The 18,679-nt window shown below is 62.5% G+C and carries 17 protein-coding genes and 1 pseudogene; 12 read left to right on the forward strand and 6 right to left on the reverse strand.

The window, feature by feature from the left end; translation table 11 throughout:
- Positions 1-7 precede the first annotated feature (7 nt).
- From AAIA72_RS10240 to AAIA72_RS10255, 4 genes are read left to right on the forward strand one after another with little or no spacing between them, the layout of a single operon-like run.
- Positions 8-1,252, forward strand: coding sequence for a nitrous oxide reductase family maturation protein NosD (locus AAIA72_RS10240; protein WP_369600219.1), 1,245 nt, complete (start codon positions 8-10; stop codon positions 1,250-1,252).
- Complete coding sequence (locus AAIA72_RS10245) at positions 1,252-2,154, forward strand: ABC transporter ATP-binding protein (protein WP_369600220.1); 903 nt, start codon at positions 1,252-1,254, stop codon at positions 2,152-2,154. The genes AAIA72_RS10240 and AAIA72_RS10245 overlap by 1 nt, the downstream gene beginning before the upstream one ends.
- Positions 2,151-2,972 (forward strand): ABC transporter permease, encoded by an 822-nt coding sequence (locus AAIA72_RS10250; protein ID WP_369600221.1) that lies wholly within the window; start codon positions 2,151-2,153, stop codon positions 2,970-2,972. The genes AAIA72_RS10245 and AAIA72_RS10250 overlap by 4 nt, the downstream gene beginning before the upstream one ends.
- A gap of 57 nt (positions 2,973-3,029) precedes the next feature.
- On the forward strand, positions 3,030-3,572 hold the full coding sequence (locus tag AAIA72_RS10255) for a nitrous oxide reductase accessory protein NosL (RefSeq protein WP_369600222.1): 543 nt from the start codon (positions 3,030-3,032) through the stop codon (positions 3,570-3,572).
- A gap of 3 nt (positions 3,573-3,575) precedes the next feature.
- Here the strand turns inward: AAIA72_RS10255 and AAIA72_RS10260 are convergent, their stop codons facing one another.
- Both AAIA72_RS10260 and AAIA72_RS10265 read right to left on the reverse strand, forming a co-directional pair.
- A complete protein-coding gene (locus tag AAIA72_RS10260; RefSeq protein ID WP_369600223.1) occupies positions 3,576-4,241 on the reverse strand; it encodes a DsbA family protein in 666 nt (221 codons plus the stop codon).
- The gene (locus AAIA72_RS10265) at positions 4,225-4,596 is read right to left on the reverse strand and encodes a rhodanese-like domain-containing protein (RefSeq protein ID WP_369600224.1); all 372 of its coding nucleotides are present in this window, start codon (positions 4,594-4,596) and stop codon (positions 4,225-4,227) included. The genes AAIA72_RS10260 and AAIA72_RS10265 overlap by 17 nt, the downstream gene beginning before the upstream one ends.
- Positions 4,597-4,744: 148 nt before the next feature.
- Between AAIA72_RS10265 and AAIA72_RS10270 the strand changes: the two genes are divergently transcribed.
- The 3 genes from AAIA72_RS10270 to AAIA72_RS10280 are packed head-to-tail and all read left to right on the forward strand — an operon-like array spanning position 4,745 to position 7,822.
- Positions 4,745-5,410: a response regulator gene (locus tag AAIA72_RS10270; protein ID WP_369600225.1), complete on the forward strand. Its 666-nt coding sequence runs from the start codon at positions 4,745-4,747 to the stop codon at positions 5,408-5,410.
- On the forward strand, positions 5,385-6,773 hold the full coding sequence (locus AAIA72_RS10275) for an ATP-binding protein (RefSeq protein ID WP_369600226.1): 1,389 nt from the start codon (positions 5,385-5,387) through the stop codon (positions 6,771-6,773). The genes AAIA72_RS10270 and AAIA72_RS10275 overlap by 26 nt, the downstream gene beginning before the upstream one ends.
- Positions 6,774-6,775: 2 nt before the next feature.
- Positions 6,776-7,822, forward strand: coding sequence for a substrate-binding domain-containing protein (locus AAIA72_RS10280; RefSeq protein WP_369600227.1), 1,047 nt, complete (start codon positions 6,776-6,778; stop codon positions 7,820-7,822).
- Here the strand turns inward: AAIA72_RS10280 and AAIA72_RS10285 are convergent.
- From AAIA72_RS10285 to AAIA72_RS10295, 3 genes and pseudogenes are all read right to left on the reverse strand, one after another.
- Positions 7,710-9,375 (reverse strand): annotated as a pseudogene (locus AAIA72_RS10285) (phosphoethanolamine transferase). The gene AAIA72_RS10280 and the pseudogene AAIA72_RS10285 overlap by 113 nt on opposite strands.
- A gap of 73 nt (positions 9,376-9,448) precedes the next feature.
- Positions 9,449-10,900 (reverse strand): TrkH family potassium uptake protein, encoded by a 1,452-nt coding sequence (locus AAIA72_RS10290; RefSeq protein WP_369600228.1) that lies wholly within the window; start codon positions 10,898-10,900, stop codon positions 9,449-9,451.
- A 70-nt stretch (positions 10,901-10,970) separates the two neighbouring features.
- On the reverse strand, positions 10,971-12,365 hold the full coding sequence (locus tag AAIA72_RS10295; protein ID WP_369600229.1) for a PLP-dependent aminotransferase family protein: 1,395 nt from the start codon (positions 12,363-12,365) through the stop codon (positions 10,971-10,973).
- A gap of 116 nt (positions 12,366-12,481) precedes the next feature.
- Here AAIA72_RS10295 and AAIA72_RS10300 point away from each other — a divergent pair, with 116 nt between their 5' ends.
- The 3 genes from AAIA72_RS10300 to AAIA72_RS10310 all read left to right on the forward strand — a co-directional run bounded on the left by AAIA72_RS10300 (position 12,482) and on the right by AAIA72_RS10310 (position 14,519).
- Positions 12,482-13,093, forward strand: a complete 612-nt coding sequence (locus AAIA72_RS10300) for a LysE family translocator (RefSeq protein ID WP_369600230.1) — start codon at positions 12,482-12,484, stop codon at positions 13,091-13,093.
- Positions 13,094-13,224: 131 nt separating this feature from the next.
- Positions 13,225-14,115, forward strand: coding sequence for a methyl-accepting chemotaxis protein (locus AAIA72_RS10305; RefSeq protein ID WP_369600231.1), 891 nt, complete (start codon positions 13,225-13,227; stop codon positions 14,113-14,115).
- Between the two features lie 239 nt (positions 14,116-14,354).
- Positions 14,355-14,519: a hypothetical protein gene (locus AAIA72_RS10310; RefSeq protein WP_369600232.1), complete on the forward strand. Its 165-nt coding sequence runs from the start codon at positions 14,355-14,357 to the stop codon at positions 14,517-14,519.
- On the opposite strand, the gene AAIA72_RS10315 is transcribed toward AAIA72_RS10310, so the two are convergent.
- Complete coding sequence (locus AAIA72_RS10315) at positions 14,489-15,838, reverse strand: HD-GYP domain-containing protein (RefSeq protein WP_369600233.1); 1,350 nt, start codon at positions 15,836-15,838, stop codon at positions 14,489-14,491. The genes AAIA72_RS10310 and AAIA72_RS10315 overlap by 31 nt on opposite strands.
- A 54-nt stretch (positions 15,839-15,892) precedes the next feature.
- On the opposite strand from AAIA72_RS10315, the gene AAIA72_RS10320 reads away from it, so the two are divergent.
- Together AAIA72_RS10320 and AAIA72_RS10325 are read left to right on the forward strand one after the other, a co-directional pair.
- On the forward strand, positions 15,893-16,936 hold the full coding sequence (locus AAIA72_RS10320; protein WP_369600234.1) for a 2-dehydropantoate 2-reductase: 1,044 nt from the start codon (positions 15,893-15,895) through the stop codon (positions 16,934-16,936).
- 74 nt (positions 16,937-17,010) lie between these two features.
- Positions 17,011-18,642 carry a phytoene desaturase family protein gene (locus AAIA72_RS10325; RefSeq protein ID WP_369600235.1) on the forward strand — a complete coding sequence of 544 codons (1,632 nt, stop codon included), beginning with the start codon at positions 17,011-17,013 and terminating at the stop codon, positions 18,640-18,642.
- Positions 18,643-18,679: the final 37 nt, after the last annotated feature.

Consider the following 18,679-nt stretch of genomic DNA (forward strand, 5'->3'; position numbering starts at 1 on the left):
GCATCGCATGATTCTGCGCACCGGCTTGGCACTGCTCGCCGTGCTGACCCTGCTCCCTGCTGCCCGGGCGGCCGACCGGCTGCCCGGCACACTCAGCCAGGGCGTCTGGCAGATCCCTGCCGGGCGCCATACCGGGCACTTTCTGATAGACAAACCCGTACAGCTGCGCTGCGCCGATGGCGCCATTCTCGACGCCGGCGGCAGCGGCCACACGCTCGAAATTTCGGCACCGGAGGTCACCGTGGAAGGCTGCCGCATTGAAAACTGGGGCCACGACCTGACCGCACTCAATGCCGGCATTTTCATTCGCAAGCAGGCCTCCGGTGCTCGCATTCTCAACAACCGTTTCAAGGGGCCGGGCTTTGGTATCTGGGCCGATGGCACCCGGGATATCGAAATCGCCTTCAATCAGTTGGAAGGCGACCTGAACCTCCGCTCTCAGGATCGTGGCAACGGCATTCATCTCTTCGCCGTGCACAATGCCAATGTTCATCACAATGAGGTCTGGCACACCCGTGACGGCATCTATATCGACACCGCCAACGGCAACCGCCTGACGGACAATTTTCTGCATGATCTGCGTTATGGCGTGCACTACATGTACTCCCATGACAACACGGTTGCCCGCAACCGCACCACGCGTACCCGGACCGGCTATGCCCTCATGCAGAGCCGCCGCCTTCAGGTGATCGGCAATCGCAGCGAACAGGATCGCAACTACGGTATCCTGATGAACTTCATCACTGATTCCACACTGAAAGGCAATGTCATCACCGGCGTCCGCGCCGGTCAGACCGGCGGTGTGAACATTCAGGGCGGCGAAGGCAAGGGCTTCTTCGTTTACAACTCGGTTTTCAACACCTTTGAAGGCAACCGGGTGGAGGATTGTGACATCGGGATCCACCTGACCGCCGGATCGGAGGACAACCGGGTCTTCGGCAATGCCTTCATCGGCAACGCCCATCAGGTGAAGTATGTGGCCACACGCCCCCAATCCTGGGCAGAGAACGGCCGTGGCAACTACTGGAGCGACTATCTGGGCTGGGACCGCAATGGCGACGGCATCGGCGATGTCCCCTATGCGCCCAATGACCGGATCGACAAGCTCGTGTGGCGCATTCCGCAGGCCCGCATCCTCATGCACAGCCCGGCGGTGGATACCCTGCGCTGGGCCCAGCGTGCCTTTCCCGTACTCAAACCCCAGGGGGTGGAAGATCCCGCCCCGCTGATGACCCCGCCGGAGGGTGGATAATGTACGCACTGGAACTGGACAACCTGAACTTTCACTACCCCTCGGGGACGGGCGTGGAGGCCATCAGCCTGCGGCTTGCAACCGGTGAGATGCTGGGCCTGCTGGGCCACAATGGTGCCGGCAAGACCACCACCATCAAGCTCATGCTCGGGCTGCTCACCCCGGCATCAGGACAGGTGCGTGTACTCGGCGAGGCCGCCGGCAATGCCCGGCTGCGCCAGCATGTGGGCTATCTGCCCGAAAATGTACGCTTCTACCCGCAACTGACCGGCAAGGAGTCCATCCTCTTCTTTGCCCGGCTCAAGGGGGTCGCACCCACTGCCGCACTGAAGGTGCTGGAGGAGGTCGGGCTCGGGGAAGCGCGGGATCGCAAGGTCAGAACCTGGTCCAAGGGGATGATGCAACGTCTGGGACTGGCTCAGGCCCTGCTGGGTGAGCCACGACTGCTGATTCTGGATGAACCGACCGTGGGGCTGGATCCGGTGGCCACCCGTGATCTCTATACCCTGCTTGAGCGACTGCGCGCTCAGGGCACGGCTGTGGTGCTCTGCTCCCACGTCCTTCCCGGCATTGAGCGCCATCTGGATCAGGTGGCCATTCTCTCCAGGGGCCGCCTTGTGGTGAAAGGTTCGGTTGCCGACCTGCGCAAGCAGGCCAACCTGCCCGTACGCATCCGGGTGCATGGCCTGGCCAACCGGGATGCGGTACGGCAGGCACTGGGCACAGACGGCATCCGTCAGGTCAATGCCCACGGGCTGGACATCATGGTGGATGAACACCACAAGCTCGATCGCCTCGCTGCACTGCTGGCGCATCAACCTTCCGACGTGGACATCCACGCTCCGTCTCTGGAAGACCTGTATTGTCATTTCATGCAACAAGAGGGAGGGCTGCACGCATGACTGCACTGAGCGTCCTGGCGGGCAAGGAACTGAAGGACAGCCTGCGCAACCGCTGGCTGATGGCGTCCACCCTCGTTTTTGCAGGGCTGGCCCTGGCCATTACCCTCTTTGGTGGCGCCGCATCCGGCAGCGTCGGTATCACTCCCCTGCCGGCCACGCTGGCCTCCCTGGCGTCCCTGGCCACCTTTCTGGTGCCCCTGATGGCCCTGATGCTGGGCTACGACGCCATTGTCGGCGAGGAAGAACAGGGCACCCTGCTGCTCCTGCTGGCCTATCCGCTGAGCCGCCCCGCCCTGCTGCTGGGCAAGTTTGCAGGCCACGCCCTCTTGCTGGCCCTGGCCATGGCAATGGGCTTCGGACTGGCCGCAGTGACCTTCATGGTTTTCGGAGACATGGCACCGGGTGAAGTGCTGCTGGCTTTTGCACGTTTCACCGGTGCCAGCATCCTCCTGGGCTGGTCCTGCCTGGCACTGGGCTATCTGGTCAGCACTCTGGCCAGCGAAAAGTCCACCGCCGCCGGCCTGGCCCTGGCGGTCTGGTTTGTCATGGTACTGCTCTTCGATCTCGTTTTGCTGGCGGTCCTGGTGGCCACGGAGGGGCATTTCCTGTCCGACTCGCTGCCCTGGCTGCTGATGGCCAATCCCACGGATGTTTACCGCCTGCTCAGCCTGGGGGATGCCCAGGGTGCGCTGACGGGAGTGCTGTCTCTGGGCGCAGGTTTGCCGGGCGGCACTGCCGGACTCTGGCTGGCGCTCGGTACCTGGACAGCAGTGCCACTGGGCGCGGCACTCTGGCGTTTCTGCAAGCGGCCGCTCTAGGACCACGATCCGCCCGGAAAGCACACTGTAAAGAGGTCAACGAAGGAGAAACACGGAATGCCTGTACTGAAAAGCTGGCTGGCCTGGATGCTGATCCCCCTGTGGCTCACCGGCTGCAGCCCCGCAGACAACCAGACCCGCTCGCCTGCCGGTCCCGAACCCATCGCCGCGGGGGACGAGTGCCATCTCTGTGGCATGGCCATCCAGCGTTTCCCCGGCCCCAAGGGAGAAGTGGCCGATCAGCAGGGACAGGTACACAAGTTCTGCTCGACCCGGGATCTGCTGGCCTGGATGCTTCAGCCGGAAAACCGCAATCAGGTTGCCGCCTTTTACGTCCATGACATGGCACGCACGGACTGGAACCGGCCCGACGATGCCCACCTGATTGACGGCCGGACCGCCTGGTATGTGGCCGGATCCGACAGGAAAGGTGCCATGGGGCCGACACTGGCAAGTTTCGGTGATGAAAGTGCTGCCCGCACCTTTGCCCGCCAGCACGGCGGACAGGTGATGCGTTTCGGAGACATCACCCTGCACACCCTGAACACGCTGACCGATGCATCCCACCAGCCTGGCGACATGGGCGGAATGGCACACTGAGGCTCAGCACCAGGAGGCAATGTCACCCGGTCGGTTGAGGATCTCCTGAATATTGGCTTCGATGATCCGGTAACCCACATTGCCAAAGAGGATCTGCCTGCCCTCGTTGAGTACATACGAGGGGCTGCCCCGCAGCCGGTACTGGTCTGCCAGGTTCAGGTCCCGTGCCACCTCTGCTGCGGCGTCACCGGATGCCACCCGGGCAGCCAGATCGGTGATGTCCAGCCCCTGTCCGGCCAGACACGCCTCCAGCACCGCCTGCCGGGAAATATCCCGGGCATGGCAGAAGAAAGCCTCCTGGACGGCGGCCAGTACAGCGCCCATCTCCGCAGAGCGGTGTTTCTCCGCCAACTGCTGCTGTGCCGCCTTCAGCCACAGATGTGCCGGCATGGAACTGACCGGCCTGACATGGCGCCAGATCTCCGGGTTGGGCTGTACATGCTCAAAACCGCGGCAGACCTGTTCCACATGCCCGGCAAAGCCCTCATAACCTCCTTTTTCGGCCCATCCCTCCCCGATCCGCCGGGCTGTGCAGCCGAACAGGTTCAGAAAATGCCAGTCCAGTTCAACCTGATCTCCGAAACGCTGTATCACTTCCCGGATCCGGATGCCCGAAACCCAGGCCCAGACGCAGAGCGCATCCACAAATACATCAACCCTGACTGTCATCCGCCTTTCCCCAGCGAGCCTGCAACACGTCGAACGGCGCATCAATGATGTGCACCTGCCGGTAGCCCATGGCCTTCAGTGCGGCGGCGGAAAGTGCTGCACGGCCACCCGTGGCGCAGTGAAGCAGAATGGGATGATCCGGATGCGGGCACAATTCCGGCAGTTTCATCTCCAGCACCCCGCGCGGGATGTTGATGAAACCCTGAATGGCCCCCGCGGCATGTTCCGCCGGCTCACGCACATCCACAAGCAGAACACCCGGCGTCTCACGGACCCACTGCTCCGCTTCCTCAAGCGACAGGCAGGTGCAGTGGCGCTTGGCTTCCGCCACCAGTTCGCTCAGGGGTTTCAGCATATCCGGCTCCTTTTGATTTCCACATGGACATATTGGCAACCAATTTATCACGCTGCCCCCCTGAAGGCCAACCTTCAGCCCCATACCATGCGCTTTACCCGAAGGCACCGTTGAGGCATCATCAGACGCAGCCACCAACGAGGATCCCATGCGCATTCTGCTGATCGAAGACGACACCATTCTGGGCGAGGGTATCAAGGATGGTCTGGAACTCTCGGGCGAAACCGTAGACTGGGTGCGGGATGGCGAGGCCGGCCTGCACGCCGCCTTGTCCGAGACCTTTGATGTCATCATCCTGGATCTCGGCCTGCCAAGACTGGATGGCCTCACCGTACTCAAGCGATTGCGTGACCAGCGCTTCAGCACGCCCGTTCTCATCCTCACCGCCCGGGATCAGACCCCGGACCGGGTCAGTGGCCTGGACGCCGGAGCCGACGACTACCTCGTCAAACCCTTCGCCTTCGAGGAACTTCACGCCCGGCTCCGGGCACTCACGCGCCGGGGCAGCGGGACACCAACCAATACGTTTGAGCTGGGCCCGGTCCGGGTGGATCTGGCCTCCCGGCAGGTCTGGGTGGACGACCAGCCCGTCACACTGTCGCGCCGGGAATATGCCCTGCTGGAGGAACTCATCCGCCATCGCCAGCAGGTACTGACCAAGAGCCAGCTCGCCGAACTGGTCTATGGGTGGGAAGACGACCCGGAAAGCAATGCGCTGGAGGTTCATATCCACCATCTGCGCAAGAAACTCCGGTATCCGGTGATCCGTACCGTCCGGGGAGTGGGTTATGGCATTGACCCTGCGTATCTCTAGCCTGCGCAGCTTTCTGCTGATCAGCATCCTCTCGGTCATCCTGCTGGCCGGATTGCTGGCAGCCTGGGCCAACTACAGGGATACCGCCGAACAGGTGGAAGAACTCTTTGATGCGGAAATGGCGCAGATGGCCCGCACCCTGCACGCCTTACTGATCCGGCAGTCGGATCGCTCCCTGCCGCTGACCTACGAAGAGCCACCTCTGAACATCGGTGAGGATGACGACGATACGGAATACACCGAACTGGGACATAAATACGAAAAAAAGCTGGCGTTCGAAGTCTGGCGTCAGGATGGCACGCTGCTCATCCAGACACCCACGGCCCAGGAAAACCGGCTGCCCCGGCTGAATCCCGGTTTTCATGATGTGGAGCTCAATGGCCGGGTCTGGCGCGTCTTCACGCTCCACGATGCCAGAGGAGGCCTGTGGATTCAGGTCGCGCAACGTGATGATGTGCGCAGCGAACTGGTCCTGGAGATTGCCAGCCACGCCATCATTCCCGTGGTCATCGGTCTGCCGCCCATTGCGGTGCTGATCATCCTGCTGGTCCGGCTGGGGCTGAAGCCGCTGGATGCACTGTCACGGGACCTGCGCCGGCGCAGCTATGCCCATCTGGATCCCCTGGATGAAACCGGACTCCCCAGGGAACTGCGGCCGCTGGTTGCAGCGCTCAATGACCTGCTCTTGCGCGTTCGCGAGCACGCCGAACGGGAACGACAGGTCAGTGCCAACATTGCCCACGAGCTGCGCACACCGCTGGCCGGGCTGCGCATCCAGCTGGAAAATGCCCGCCGCCTGATGGAGGCAGAGCGGGGGCAAGGCATGCTCGACAAGGCCATTGCTGCACTGGACCGCATGCATCACATGGTGGAACAACTGCTTCTGCTGGCCAGGCTGGATGCCAGCGCCTCACTGGAGCAGCCCGAAGAGGTCGCGCTGGATACGCTGCTGAAGTCATTGCTGACGGAAATTCAGCCGCTGGTGCAGCAACACCGGCAGCAGATTGTGGTAGAAGGCGACCCGGCCGGCGTGATCTGGTCCGGTCATGCGCACCTGCTGTTTGTGCTCCTGCGCAACCTGCTGGACAACGCACTGCACTACAGCCCGGAAGGCAGCACCATCCGCATCCGCATCACCGGGCAGGGCCTGGAGATACTGGATGAAGGGCCGGGCGTGTCGGAAGACCAACTGGAGCGCCTGACAGAACGCTTCTACCGCGCCGGTGGTGACCAGGATACGCGGCCCGGGGCAGGCATCGGCCTGGCCATTGCCCGTGAAATCGTCAGACTGCATGGCCTGCGCATCCGCTTCCACAACCGGACAGACCGGTCAGGTCTGCGTGTCATCCTTGAAAGGAGCTGAACATGTCATTCCGCACCCGTGCCACCTGGGTCACCCTGAGCCTGAGCGCCACCCTGAGCGCAAACGCCGCGAGCCTCGCCGTCCTGCTCACCGGGCATGCTGCAGAACGGGAAAATGTCCGTTATGAGGCCGTCGCCCGCACCTGTGCGCAGCAACTGGGCCACCAGATCCGCGTTCTTTATGCCGAAGACAGTGACCTGCGCTACCAGCAGGACATCACGGCCCTGGTTAAAGCACCGCCGGATCTTGCGCTGGTCGAACCCGGCTGGCATGACACCGGCTGGGTCGTCCGCACCCTGCATGCGGCCGGGGTTCCCGTAGCCACCATAAGGGAAGCCTGGCATCCGGATACCCCGCCGAAGGGCTGGCTCGGCGACTGGTCACCGGACGACGCAGAAGGCGGCTATCAGCTTGCCGTCACTCTGGCCGGCATGACCGGCAGCCGGCCGGCGGCAGCCATAGCACTGACCGGCCCGCGGCTGGATCCGCTGTCCCGCGCACGGCAACGCGGGCTGCACCGGGCGCAGGAAGCCGGGCACATCCGGATTCATGAAATGCTGACAGCCCATTGGCAGGAAACCGAAGCCCAGCGTCTGGTCACACGCGCCGTTCAGTATTTCCCCGACACGCAACTCATCTGGGCCGCCAATGATGCCATGGCACTGGGTGCCATGGAGGCCACGCTGAATCTGAAACCGCGCCCGAAAACCGGCGGGATCGGTGCTTCTCCCTGGGCGCTCTCGGCACTGGAAAAGGGACATCTGGATGCGCTGGTGGTCAGCCGGCCGCTGGATGCGGCCAATGCGGTCATCTCCGCTCACCGCTGGCTCAGCCATCTCGGCGGCCCCCTGCCTGCCCTGAAGCACTGGACCGTTCTGACCACCCGGCAGGGCACCCGCCTCCGCGCCCTGCTCAGGGATCAGAACTGGTCCGCCCTCAGCTGCCGGGAACCGGCGTCACGGAAGGTGACTCACCCGCTACCGCCTGAGGTACTGGCCGGCGACAACCCTCAGTCAGATCCAGTTCCGGCTGATACAGACGGGTCCTGACGCCCAGCAGACCGGTCAGTGTGTGGGACAGGTTGTCATGACTGACCGGCTGATCCGCCCGCCCGGCCAGACATTGCACATCCAGTCCGGTTTCCTGCGCCAGTACGGGAGAGACCCACATCATCATCGGCACCCGGGACTGGTAGTCCGGTGCGATGAAATAGGGCATGCCGTGCAGGTATATCCCGCCCTCCCCAATGACTCGCCATGATCCGAGGCGTAAACCAAAGCCGGCGCATAGCCTTCGCCCAGACTGCCCAGCACCCGGATGGCCGAAGCCAGCACGTGATCCGTAAAGCGGATGCTATTGTCATAGGCATTGGTAACCTGTTCTGCCGTGCAGTCCTGCAACTGAGCTGTCGTGCATTCGGGGGCAAAGGCCTTGAACTCGGCAGGTGAACGCTCGAAATAGGCCGGTCCATGACTGCCTTCCATGTGCAGCGCGATGACCACGCCGGTGCGGGCCGACGCCACCAGCGGCCGGATGCGGTTGAGCAGCGCCGTATCGAAGCAATGGTCGTCCCGGCAATCCCGGGTATCGGCCCACACGTCCTTCAGCTCGATCTTCACCCGGTCACACATGTTCTTGCAGCCGGAGTTGTTGTCCCGCCAGACCACGTCATATCCCGCGCGCTGGAGAATATCGAGGACATTGTCCTTGTTCCGGGCCTCATTGACATCGTAGTGATCCCGGTTGTCGTAACTGATCATGCAGGGCAACGAGGTTGCCGTGTCGGTACCACAGGACGTGGCCTGCGTGAAGTTGATGAGGCCCGGCACCTGTGCCAGTTCCGGATTGGTGGGGCGCTCATACCCGTTGAGGGAAAAGTTCATGGCCCGTGCCGTCTCGCCGACCACAAACAGCACGACCGGCTTGGCCGGCAGATGCTTCATGTTATCCGCCAGTGCCGGTGTATTGTCCAGAATCCTGAATGGTGCCTTTTCCGCCTTGTGCAGCGCCTGATAGTGCCGGGCCAGATAATAGGTATAGCTGGTGGGCAGGATGTAAAAACGCAGCTCCCGGTGATTGCGGAACACGGAGGCATAATCCTGATAGGCCACCGCCGCCACGCCACCGATCAGCGCCAGGCTGGTGGCTGCCCCCCGAGACGCAGCAGCCACTGCTTGGGCATGGGCGCCCAGCGGATGGGCAACCGTGCCAGAATGACGGCGGGCAGCACACCCCAGATCAGCATGTCACCGGCCAGCCCCCAGGTGAGAATGCCCAGTGCCTCGCGGATATCCGTTTCCAGAATGTTGCGGATCATGCCCTGATCAAAGACGATATGGTAATGCTGCATGAACCAGGCCGCCATGGCATTGGTGAGCGTCAGCAGCACGACCAGCGGCTTGAGCAGCCAGCGGAAGGAGACCAGGGTCAGCAGCAGGTTGAGCGCACCGACCATGAAAAAGAAGAAGGTGATCTGAAAGATCACGCGCCCGGTACTGTCCTGCCAGGGCAATCCGGACAGAAACTGCCAGAGGCCTGCATTGTGGGCCAGAGTCCAGAAAACGGACACCAGCAAGGTATAAGTCCAGCTGTTGATACGCATGCGCACGCTTGTCTCCCATCATTCAGGGCGCGAGCGTAATGGATCAAACTTAAGGCGGACTTAAAGCAGACGGTCAGAACTTCCAGAACCTGCGGGTAAACAAGACCAGCACGGTGAAATACTCCAGCCGTCCGATCAGCATGGTCAGGGTGAGCATCCAGGTGGCGGTGTCACTGATACCGGCAAAATTGGCCCCCACGCTGCCAAAACCGGGCCCCAGCACATTCAGACAGGCCGCCACGGCCGAATAGGCGGAGACAAAGTCCAGTCCGGTCAGCATCAGGGCGCCGGCCAGCACCAGGGACAATGCCACCGAATAGAACATGAACACCCGCACGGAACCCAGAATGGTCTCGGGCACCGGGTTGCCCTGATAGACGATGCGTTGCAGGGCGTGGGGATGCAGCAGGGCACGGAAGTTGGCATAGGTCATCTTGCTGGTGAGGATCCAGCGCACAATCTTGTTGCCGCCAGCGGTGGAGCCGGCACAGCCACCGATGAACCCGAGCAGGATCAGCAGTACAATGGCAGCGTCCGGCCAGTCCGTGAAGCCTGTGGATGCGAAGCCCGTGGTGGAGATGAAGGAAATCACCTGAAACAGACTCTGGCGCAGGGCCTCCGTCCAGCTGTCATAGTAGTCGCGACCCACCAGAATGGCAGCGATCAGAAAGGTGCCGGCCGCAACCACCCCCAGAAACACCCGGGTTTCCAGATCGCTCAGGTACAGGCCCACCCGTCCTTTTCTCAACACCAGAAAGTGGAGGCTGAAATTGATGGACCCCAGGACCATGAACAGGTTCGCCACCATCTCCACCGCCAGGTTGTCAAAGTAGCCCAGGCTGGCATCGTGAGTGGAAAACCCGCCCGTCGCCAGCGTGGTGAAACTGTGAGCCACCGCATCATAGACGGACATGCCCGCCAGCCAGAATCCCAGCGCACAGAGTCCCGTCAACAGCACATAGACACCCCACAGATAGCGGGCCGTGTTGCTGATTCTCGGGCTGAGCTTTTCATCCTTCATGGGGCCGGGCGTTTCCGCCTTGTAGATCTTCATGCCGCCCACGTTGAGCATCGGAAGAATGGCCACCACCAGCAGGATGATGCCCAGTCCGCCCAGCCACTGAATGAACTGGCGGTACATGAGCACCGTCGGAGGCTGATCCTCGATGCTGGTAAATACCGTGGCACCCGTTGTCGTCAGGCCGGACATGGTCTCGAATACCGCATCCGTGAAGCTGAGTCTTTCATAAACCATGAACGGCACCGCGCCCAGCATGGCAATCACCAGCCAGGTCAGGGTGACAAGCAGCATGGCATCACGGCTGCGCAGGTGGTGCTGACGGCCCCGCAATGGCTGCAGCAGAAAGAATCCCGCGATCAGATAGCCGAGGCCCAGTTCCGAAAACAGGGTTTCCGTGCGGTCGTGCAACACGAGAAAAGCCAGCAGCGCGTGGCCCAGCAGCGTGATGCCCAACGCAGCAATGGAAGGGCCAAGCAGGCGGAAAACGAGTGCGAACTGGATCATGACACCCCCGGGGCAGGAACGGCGCCAATTCTACCAGCCTGCCGGGCAAATTGGCAAGCGCAGCAGGCAATCAGAAGACCGCGTAGCGCTTCAGCGGCGAACGGCTGTCCAGCAAGCCGGCCAGCACGTGCAGTGCCCGTTCGAGCTGCCCCATGTCCGCAGCACCACTGAGTGCCAGCCGCACCCCCTGAGGCACACTGCCCTGCCCCACGGCAAAGGTGCCGGCACTCTTGATCAGCACGCCCTGTCGGGCGGCTTCCGCCACCACGTGCTCCGCACGCAAGGGGTCCGGCAGTTTCAGCCAGGCATGCATGGCGCAGGGTGCCGTCACCAGGTCGTGCCCCGCCAGGATGGCCGCAGCGCGTCCGGCGGCTTCCCGCATCAGGTTCCGGTGCAGTGTCAGGAGCTCGCGTGCCACCCCGCGACTGATCCAGTCACAGGCGATATCGGCCGTCAGCGGTGAAGCCATCCAGCAACTGGCCCGGACTGCATCCCCGATCAGGGACGCCCAGCGGGACGGTGCCAGCACGAACCCGGTACGCAAGGCCCCGGACAACACCTTGGAGAGGCTGCCGACGAAAATCACACCCTCCGGATTCAGGGCCTGCAGGGGAAGCGGCGCGTGCTCCGCCAGCGGCCCATTGACCTGATCTTCAATGATGAGCACCTGATGACGCCGGCAAACATCCAGAATGGCTTCCCGCCGCGCCAGGCTCTGAGTGGCCGTGGTGGGATTCTGCAGGGTCGGCGTGCAGTAGAGGGCGCGCGGTGCATACTGTCGGCATGCCGCATCCAGCGCTTCCGGACACAGCCCCTCTTCGTCCATCGCCACCGGTCGCACCACCAGTTCCTGCTGTCCGGCACTGGCCAGCACTCCCGGGTAGGTCAGCTGTTCCGTCAGCAGAACATCCCCAGCGCGCAGTACGGCCCGGAGGGAAACGTCAATGGCATGCTGACCGCCGGCCGTGAGCACCATGCGCGCCGCATCCGCATCGGCCTGGATATGTTCATGGGCCCAGCGGGCCAGGATCTGCCGATGCTCCGGCATGCCCGCTTCAGGCTGATAGGACATCACCTGAGACAGCCGCGCCGGATCTGCAGCGAGACGGGTGGCAGTCTCACGCAGGGTATCCGTCAGATCAAACCGGGGAGGAAGGTTCAGGGAAAGATCCACCACATCCTCCGCCACGTCGTGTATCGCAAACCGACGCCCGGACTGGCTGCTGCCACGGACAAAAGTTCCCTTGCCCACATGACCTTCCACCAGCCCGAGGCGCTCGGCTTCAGCATAGGCACGCGTCACCGTGCCCACCGTCACCCCCAGGGCATCGGCCAGACTGCGGTGGGTCGGCAGCTGCATTCCAGGCGGCAGGTCACCATGGCGGATGGCGTCGGCCATGGCCGCCGCAATGGCCTTGTATCGCGGACCGGAGTATTTGCGCAGATCGGGAATCCAGGTATTCACATTGTCACCCTGACAAAAAATCAATTGACGGCAGCACGCCGAAACGTATGCTGACATTGTGCGGGATTGTATCACCAATCTCCCGAAATTGTACCCGTTTTCCGGAGACACCTGACATGGAGAGCCCGGCTTCCCTGGCTTCGCTGATTACACCGGTCACCCTCTTTGCGCTGGCCACTTGTGGCTCGCCCGGCCCCAACAACATGCTGCTGACCGCTTCGGGGGCCCGGTTCGGCTATCGCGGCAGCCTCGGGACACTGGCCGGCATCTTTGCCGGATTCGGGTGCCTGCTGATGCTGGCCGCCCTGGGCCTGGGCACGCTCTTCGAACTCTGGCCACCCCTGCAATGGCTGCTCAGGCTGGCCGGCGCTGCCTACCTGGTCTGGCTGGCGTGGAAGCTGGGCGTGGCCGGCGTGCTGCACGCGGACACGGAGCGCGCCCGGGCCGTGTCCCCATTTCAGGCCTGCCTGCTGCAGTTCGTCAACCCCAAGGGGCTGACCATGGCCATGGGCGTGATTTCCGCATTCGCGCTTCCCGGTGAGGCCTTCTGGTCTTCAGTCGCACTGATCGTCACCATCATGCTGAGCATGCTCATTCTGACCGGGCACGCATGGATCCTCTTCGGCCAGGCACTGGTGCGCCTGTGCCGCACACCCCGCCACGTGCGCCGGGTCAATGTCACGCTGGCACTGCTGACCCTGTCGTCCGTCATCTTCATTCTGAACTGACGGCACGTTTTTCCCATGGCGGCACGGACAATGAAATTGGGCAAATTTCCGCAACCTTGTCTATGCTTGTGTGACAGAAACATTCACCATGACACCGTCCCGGAAAGGGGCACTCCAGGGGAGAACAACGCATGTTTGTATGGGGCGGAATCAGACTCAAAGATCACGAAACCGTCATCGACAAGACACGACTGAGCGAACTGGAACGCAAGGCCGCACGCCTGGATGAAATTCTCGCCGCCGACCCCGGCACCAAGGTCAAGGACATTGCCCGCAATGCCACGCAGGTACAGGAAACGCTGACCAATCAGGTTCACATTCTGGAAGACAGCAGTCATCAGATCGAAAGCGTGGCGGAGAACGGCGATGCGCTCAGAAGCGTGGCCGAACAGTCCAGCCAGTCTGCCGACGAAGCCGTCAAGGTCACCAACACGGCTGCGGAGGCAGTCACCCGCCTGACCCAGAACATCGAGCGGGCCGCCGGATTTATCGGAGAATTTGACACCCTGCTCAACAGTCTGGGGGCCAGCAACAAGACCATCAACCAGCTGGTGGAAGCCATCAAGGCCATTGCCGACCAGACAAACCTGCTGGCACTCAACGCCGCCATCGAGGCTGCACGCGCCGGGGAGCACGGCCGGGGCTTTGCCGTCGTGGCCGATGAGGTCCGCCAGCTGGCCACCACCGCCAACGAGTCCGCCCAGGAAATTCAGGGCGAGATGAACAAGATCACGGACATTTCCAACAGCGTGATCGCCAAGCAGCAGGAAGTGTCCGAGGTCATCGAAGAAAGCGTGGCGCTGGCGCGTCAAACGTCTGAAAATCTGACACACCTTCAGACCTCTGCCGTAGACAGTGCGGAAGCAGCCCGCGATGTTGTCCGCCAAATTGACACCATTCTTCATGCCCTGCAAGGTTTGCGGACACATTTGCTGGAAATGGTCGAAGATGCCCGCAGCAACGCCGGCAATGCCGGGGCCAACTTCAGCCTGGCCGATGAGATGATCCGGCTGTTCCGCTGATATCCGGCATGTCTGCCGCAATTTCTGCGGTTTCCACGTACGTACAGGTGCCACTGGTCGCTTTGGCGGCCGTGGCCTATGCTTTTTGCATGACCACACACGAGCTCTGGCACTGATCGTGCTTGGTAATACCCAGGGTAGCGAGGCGTCAAAAACTCAACCTGTTCGACGTTTTGCCGATACCCTGTTCAAGCCTCAGGGCATAGACTGGCCGCCACAAGCGGTATGAGAGGTGCACGATGAGCCCCGTTCATCAGGCAGACAAACTGCAGAAGCTGTACGAAAGCAAACTGAACCAGCTGCAAAAAGCGGCAGCAGGTCAGAACACCATGCTGAAGCTGATTCTTGAAGCGGAAGTCCAGGCGCTGGCAGATCAGCTCAGGGTGACACCACAGGCACACTGAGCCAGCCCTTCACGAAGGGTTTCCATGCGTGCCGAGAGGGCCTGAAGGCGTGTCGCGGCCGGCAGTGCCGCACTTTCCCGCTGCACCCTCTGCAGCCACACATGCAGCTTGATGCACTGGCGCACCACTTCCAGCTGCACCACTTCGATCTCTTCCATTTCCTGATAGGCCGCCCGGAGCCGATCGCTGTTGACGTGCTGAATCCAGCGCAGGATCGCATCGGACAGCACCCCCGAAGCCGCCACCGAGAACCAGAGACGCTGGGCCGCCCCCTCCAGAACCTGCATGGCATGAGAGGTCTTGCCCGCCTGAGCCCGGCAGGCCCTGAGACTCTCCAGCAGCTCGGGGCCCAGCGCAAAAAAGGCATTGAGCAGCGTGTGCCGGGCCATCAGCACCTCCATCAGTGCCTCGACCTGCTCATCGCTCAGACGCCTGCGGGGTGTGGCTGCGCCCGCACCGGCAAGCAGCCCGCTGACCTGCTCGTAGCCCGCCCTGAAATGCCCGGCCGCCTTGATGCGCAGGACAGGATGCAGATCCGGCAGGGTCAGCTTTCCGCCATAGGCCCTGAAACGCAGGCGGCAGACTTCATTGACGACACTCAGTATCCGGCCCGCCGTCGAGATCTGCTCGTGAGTGCAACCCTGCGGAAATCCGGAACCGTCCGATCGCTCATGGTGCTCATGCACGGCCCTGGCAACCATTTTCGGCAAGGCATCCACCTGTGCGAGCAGCACCTGGGCAATCACGGGATGGAGATTGAAGGCGCGTGCGTAGCCGCTGTGTCCGGGCGTCAGGGTGGCCGGATCCAGATGCAGGTAGCCCGTATCCTGCAGCAGGGCCGACACGAAGATCCAGTAGGCATGCGGGGGCTGCATCTGCAGCGCCATGAACCCGGCCAGCCCGGCACACCAGCAGGACTGAACAAATACATCCGGCAGGCGATCCGCCAGCACAGTGAGTTTCTGCCCGATCACCGGCAGCACCACGACATCGGCGCACCACTCCGCCAGCGGCAGTGTCTGCTCAAGCACCGGCCAGACGCTCTCCAGATCCGGCGACCGGGTCCAGGCTTTGCGGATCGCTTCAGTCAGCTCCTGTCCGGTCAGTGCCTTGCCCACCCCCACCTGGTGTTCCAGTGGCCGCATCAGCCGGTGGTCCATCAGGCGGGCCACGGTGCTGGCGTTCAGCGGCTCGCCGCCACGGATCAGCAAGGCACCACTGTCATTCAGGATATCCCGCTGGGCAATGATGTCGCGTGCTTCATTCAGTGCGGCAAGATGATGGGCGTACGCATCCGGTATCCGGGCATCCCAGGCCATGTCATTCCCTCTCGAATACGGCATACTGTAATCACTCTAGTACAGGATCTGAAAATGACCACCACTCCGCTTTCCGCCGAGGTGGCCGTGCTCGGTGCCGGTGCCATCGGCTGCTTTCTCGGAGGCTGTCTGGCTGCGGCCGGACAACCCGTCAACCTGCTCGGACGCCCCCGCTTCGGGGAGATTCTGGCCACACATGCCCTGCAAGTGGCCGGCCTCAAGGCCCCACCGCAACCGGTTCCTCCCGGAACATGGCACTTCATCGACGATGAACGGGCGTATGGTCCGGCGCTGGCACAGGCCCGCTGGATACTCGTTTGCGTCAAGAGCGGGCAGACACGGGATGCGGCCGCACTCATCCGTGCCCATGCGCCCGGTCACGCCACCGTCATCAGTTTCCAGAACGGGGTGCATAACGCCGAAGTGCTGCGTGAACAGCTCGGGCAGACCGTGCTGGCAGGCATGGTGCCCTTCAATGTGGAGCACACGGAACCCGGCACGTTCCGTCAGCTCACCTCGGGTCATCTGTATGTTGAACGACCGGAAAACCCGGGCGCCGCCAACGCACTGCAGGTCCTGCTTGCCCGGATCCGCACCGGCGTGGCGTTGCGCACAGACATGCCTGCCGTACAGTGGAGCAAGCTCATCCTCAATCTCAACAACGCGGTCAATGCCCTGTCCGGCCTGCCCCTGAGGGAAATGCTGCTGAATCCGGACTACCGGAAGGTGCTGGCATCCGCCCAGTCGGAAGCACTGGATCTACTGCGTGCCGCCGGCCAGCCCCTGGTCCGGCTCGGCGCCATCTGGCCCCCCATGCTGCCGCCGCTGCTGCGTCTGCCGACCCCGCTCTTCAGACTGGTGGCCCGCAGCGCCATCGACATTGACCCGCAGGCCCGATCCTCCATGCAGGCCGACCTGCGCAGCGGCCGCCTGACGGAGGTGGATGTGCTGAACGGTGAGGTCGTGCGGCTGGCCCGGTCTCTGGGTCGCGAAGCTCCCGTCAATCAGGCTCTGGTAGCCCTGATCCACAGACAGGAGCGCGCCGGCCGTTTTGTACCGGTTTCCGCTGCCGATCTCCGCTCGCAGCTGGGTGTGTGAACCCGTGCTTGTTTTTTCATCCGGAAGTGCGGTAGAGTGACACCAATGTTAACAGTGAACACATAGAGGCACAGATGACATCCAAACCGCACAACCCGGCCCAGTACGTCCGCATCGGCACACGTTACCGTCCGAACCGGCTGCCTGACGAATCCTGGGACACCATCGTGATCGGCTCCGGCACGGGCGGCCTGGTGGCCGCAACCCTGCTGGCGGAGCAGGGCCAGAAAGTGCTGGTGCTGGAACAGCACTATACGGCGGGCGGTTTCACCCACTCCTACTACAACGAAGGTTACGAATGGGATGTGGGGGTTCACTATATCGGCGACATGGGCCACCCGCGCACGACGCTGCGCCGCATCTTTGACCGGGTGTCCCGGGAGCAGCTCAAGTGGGCACCGATGGATCCGGCGTACGACCGTATTGTGCTGGGTGACAAGGCCTACGATCTGGTCGCGGGCGAGGAGGCCTTCAGGGAAAACCTGCTGCGTCACTTTCCCGGCGAGGCGGCGGCCATTGACGATTATCTGCAGCGCATCCGGCGGGTCAAGAAGGCCATGCCCGGCTTCGTCATGCCGCGTCTGCTTCCGGAAATTGTCGGCACGATCACCTCTCCCCTGCTCAGATTCAAGCGTCCGGCGGATTTCAACCGCGTCACGGCAGACGTCATGGCCGACTGCGTGCGCAATCCGGAGCTGCGCGCCGTACTGACCGGGCAGTGGGGCGACTATGGCCTGCCTCCCGCCCAGTCCAGTTTCATGATCCACTCGCTGGTGGCCACCCATTACCTGCGTGGCGGTTACTACCCGGTGGGCGGTTCCTCACGGATTGCCGCCACGATCGTGGATACTCTGCGCCAGTACGGCGGCGATGTGCTGACCTATGCCGACGTGGCACGCGTGCTGGTGGAAAACGGGCGGGCAGTGGGCGTGCGTATGCAGGACGGCACGGAGATCCGCGCCCGCAACGTCATTTCCAACGCCGGCGTGATGACGACCTGGCACCACCTACTGGACCAGGACAGCCGCCGCACCCTCGGCTGGGACCGTCACTTCCGCAAGGTCAAGCCCTCCATGGGCCATCTGGGACTCTATATCGGCCTGAACAGGACGGCTGAGGAATTGGGCCTGCCCAAAACCAATTACTGGGTCTATCCCGGCCCGGATCATGATGGCAACGTCTCCCGGTTCGTTCAGCGGCAAACGGACGCCCTGCCGGTTGTCTATATTTCCTTCCCCTCCGCCAAGGACCCGGACTGGAACAACCGCTTCCCGGGCAAGGCCACCATCGAAATCGTGGCCCCCACTCACTGGGAAGACTATGTCAAATGGAACGGCACCCAATGGGGCAAACGGGGTGAGGACTACGAGGCCTTCAAGGCCGAAATGAGCGAAAAGCTGCTCAACGTGCTCTACCGGCACTTCCCGCAAGTCCGGGAGGCCTTGGACTACCACGAGCTGTCCACGCCGCTCTCCACCCAGTATTTCTGCCGCTACGATCAGGGTGAAATCTATGGCCTGGATCACACCCCCACCCGGTTCGAGCAGGACTGGCTGAGACCGAAGACGCGCCTTCCGGGCCTGTATCTGACCGGCCAGGACATCATGACGGCAGGTGTGGGCGGTGCAGCCGTGGCCGGCGTGGTGACGGCAGCCGCCGTGCTGGGACTGAAGAAGGCCGCGCCGGTACTCAAACTGCTGGGCTGAAAATTTACATGTTGTCACAGAAGGCGTCCTCCGGGTC

The sequence above is a fragment of the Thermohahella caldifontis genome, assembly GCF_041153465.1.
Taxonomy (GTDB): Bacteria; Pseudomonadota; Gammaproteobacteria; order Pseudomonadales; family Oleiphilaceae; genus Thermohahella; species Thermohahella caldifontis.

Excerpts from the sequence above, each read along its gene's own strand:
- AAIA72_RS10250 (WP_369600221.1), top strand. The coding sequence starts at position 2,151 with ATGACTGCACTGAGCGTCCTGGCGGGCAAGGAACTGAAGGACAGCCTG.
- AAIA72_RS10265 (WP_369600224.1), bottom strand. The coding sequence starts at position 4,596 with ATGCTGAAACCCCTGAGCGAACTGGTGGCGGAAGCCAAGCGCCACTGC.
- AAIA72_RS10275 (WP_369600226.1), top strand. The coding sequence starts at position 5,385 with ATGGCATTGACCCTGCGTATCTCTAGCCTGCGCAGCTTTCTGCTGATC.
- AAIA72_RS10315 (WP_369600233.1), bottom strand. The coding sequence starts at position 15,838 with ATGGCCTGGGATGCCCGGATACCGGATGCGTACGCCCATCATCTTGCC.
- AAIA72_RS10260 (WP_369600223.1), bottom strand. The coding sequence starts at position 4,241 with ATGACAGTCAGGGTTGATGTATTTGTGGATGCGCTCTGCGTCTGGGCC.
- AAIA72_RS10280 (WP_369600227.1), top strand. The coding sequence starts at position 6,776 with ATGTCATTCCGCACCCGTGCCACCTGGGTCACCCTGAGCCTGAGCGCC.
- AAIA72_RS10245 (WP_369600220.1), top strand. The coding sequence starts at position 1,252 with ATGTACGCACTGGAACTGGACAACCTGAACTTTCACTACCCCTCGGGG.
- AAIA72_RS10290 (WP_369600228.1), bottom strand. The coding sequence starts at position 10,900 with ATGATCCAGTTCGCACTCGTTTTCCGCCTGCTTGGCCCTTCCATTGCT.
- AAIA72_RS10320 (WP_369600234.1), top strand. The coding sequence starts at position 15,893 with ATGACCACCACTCCGCTTTCCGCCGAGGTGGCCGTGCTCGGTGCCGGT.
- AAIA72_RS10270 (WP_369600225.1), top strand. The coding sequence starts at position 4,745 with ATGCGCATTCTGCTGATCGAAGACGACACCATTCTGGGCGAGGGTATC.
- AAIA72_RS10325 (WP_369600235.1), top strand. The coding sequence starts at position 17,011 with ATGACATCCAAACCGCACAACCCGGCCCAGTACGTCCGCATCGGCACA.
- AAIA72_RS10255 (WP_369600222.1), top strand. The coding sequence starts at position 3,030 with ATGCCTGTACTGAAAAGCTGGCTGGCCTGGATGCTGATCCCCCTGTGG.
- AAIA72_RS10240 (WP_369600219.1), top strand. The coding sequence starts at position 8 with ATGATTCTGCGCACCGGCTTGGCACTGCTCGCCGTGCTGACCCTGCTC.
- AAIA72_RS10300 (WP_369600230.1), top strand. The coding sequence starts at position 12,482 with ATGGAGAGCCCGGCTTCCCTGGCTTCGCTGATTACACCGGTCACCCTC.
- AAIA72_RS10305 (WP_369600231.1), top strand. The coding sequence starts at position 13,225 with ATGTTTGTATGGGGCGGAATCAGACTCAAAGATCACGAAACCGTCATC.
- AAIA72_RS10310 (WP_369600232.1), top strand. The coding sequence starts at position 14,355 with ATGAGCCCCGTTCATCAGGCAGACAAACTGCAGAAGCTGTACGAAAGC.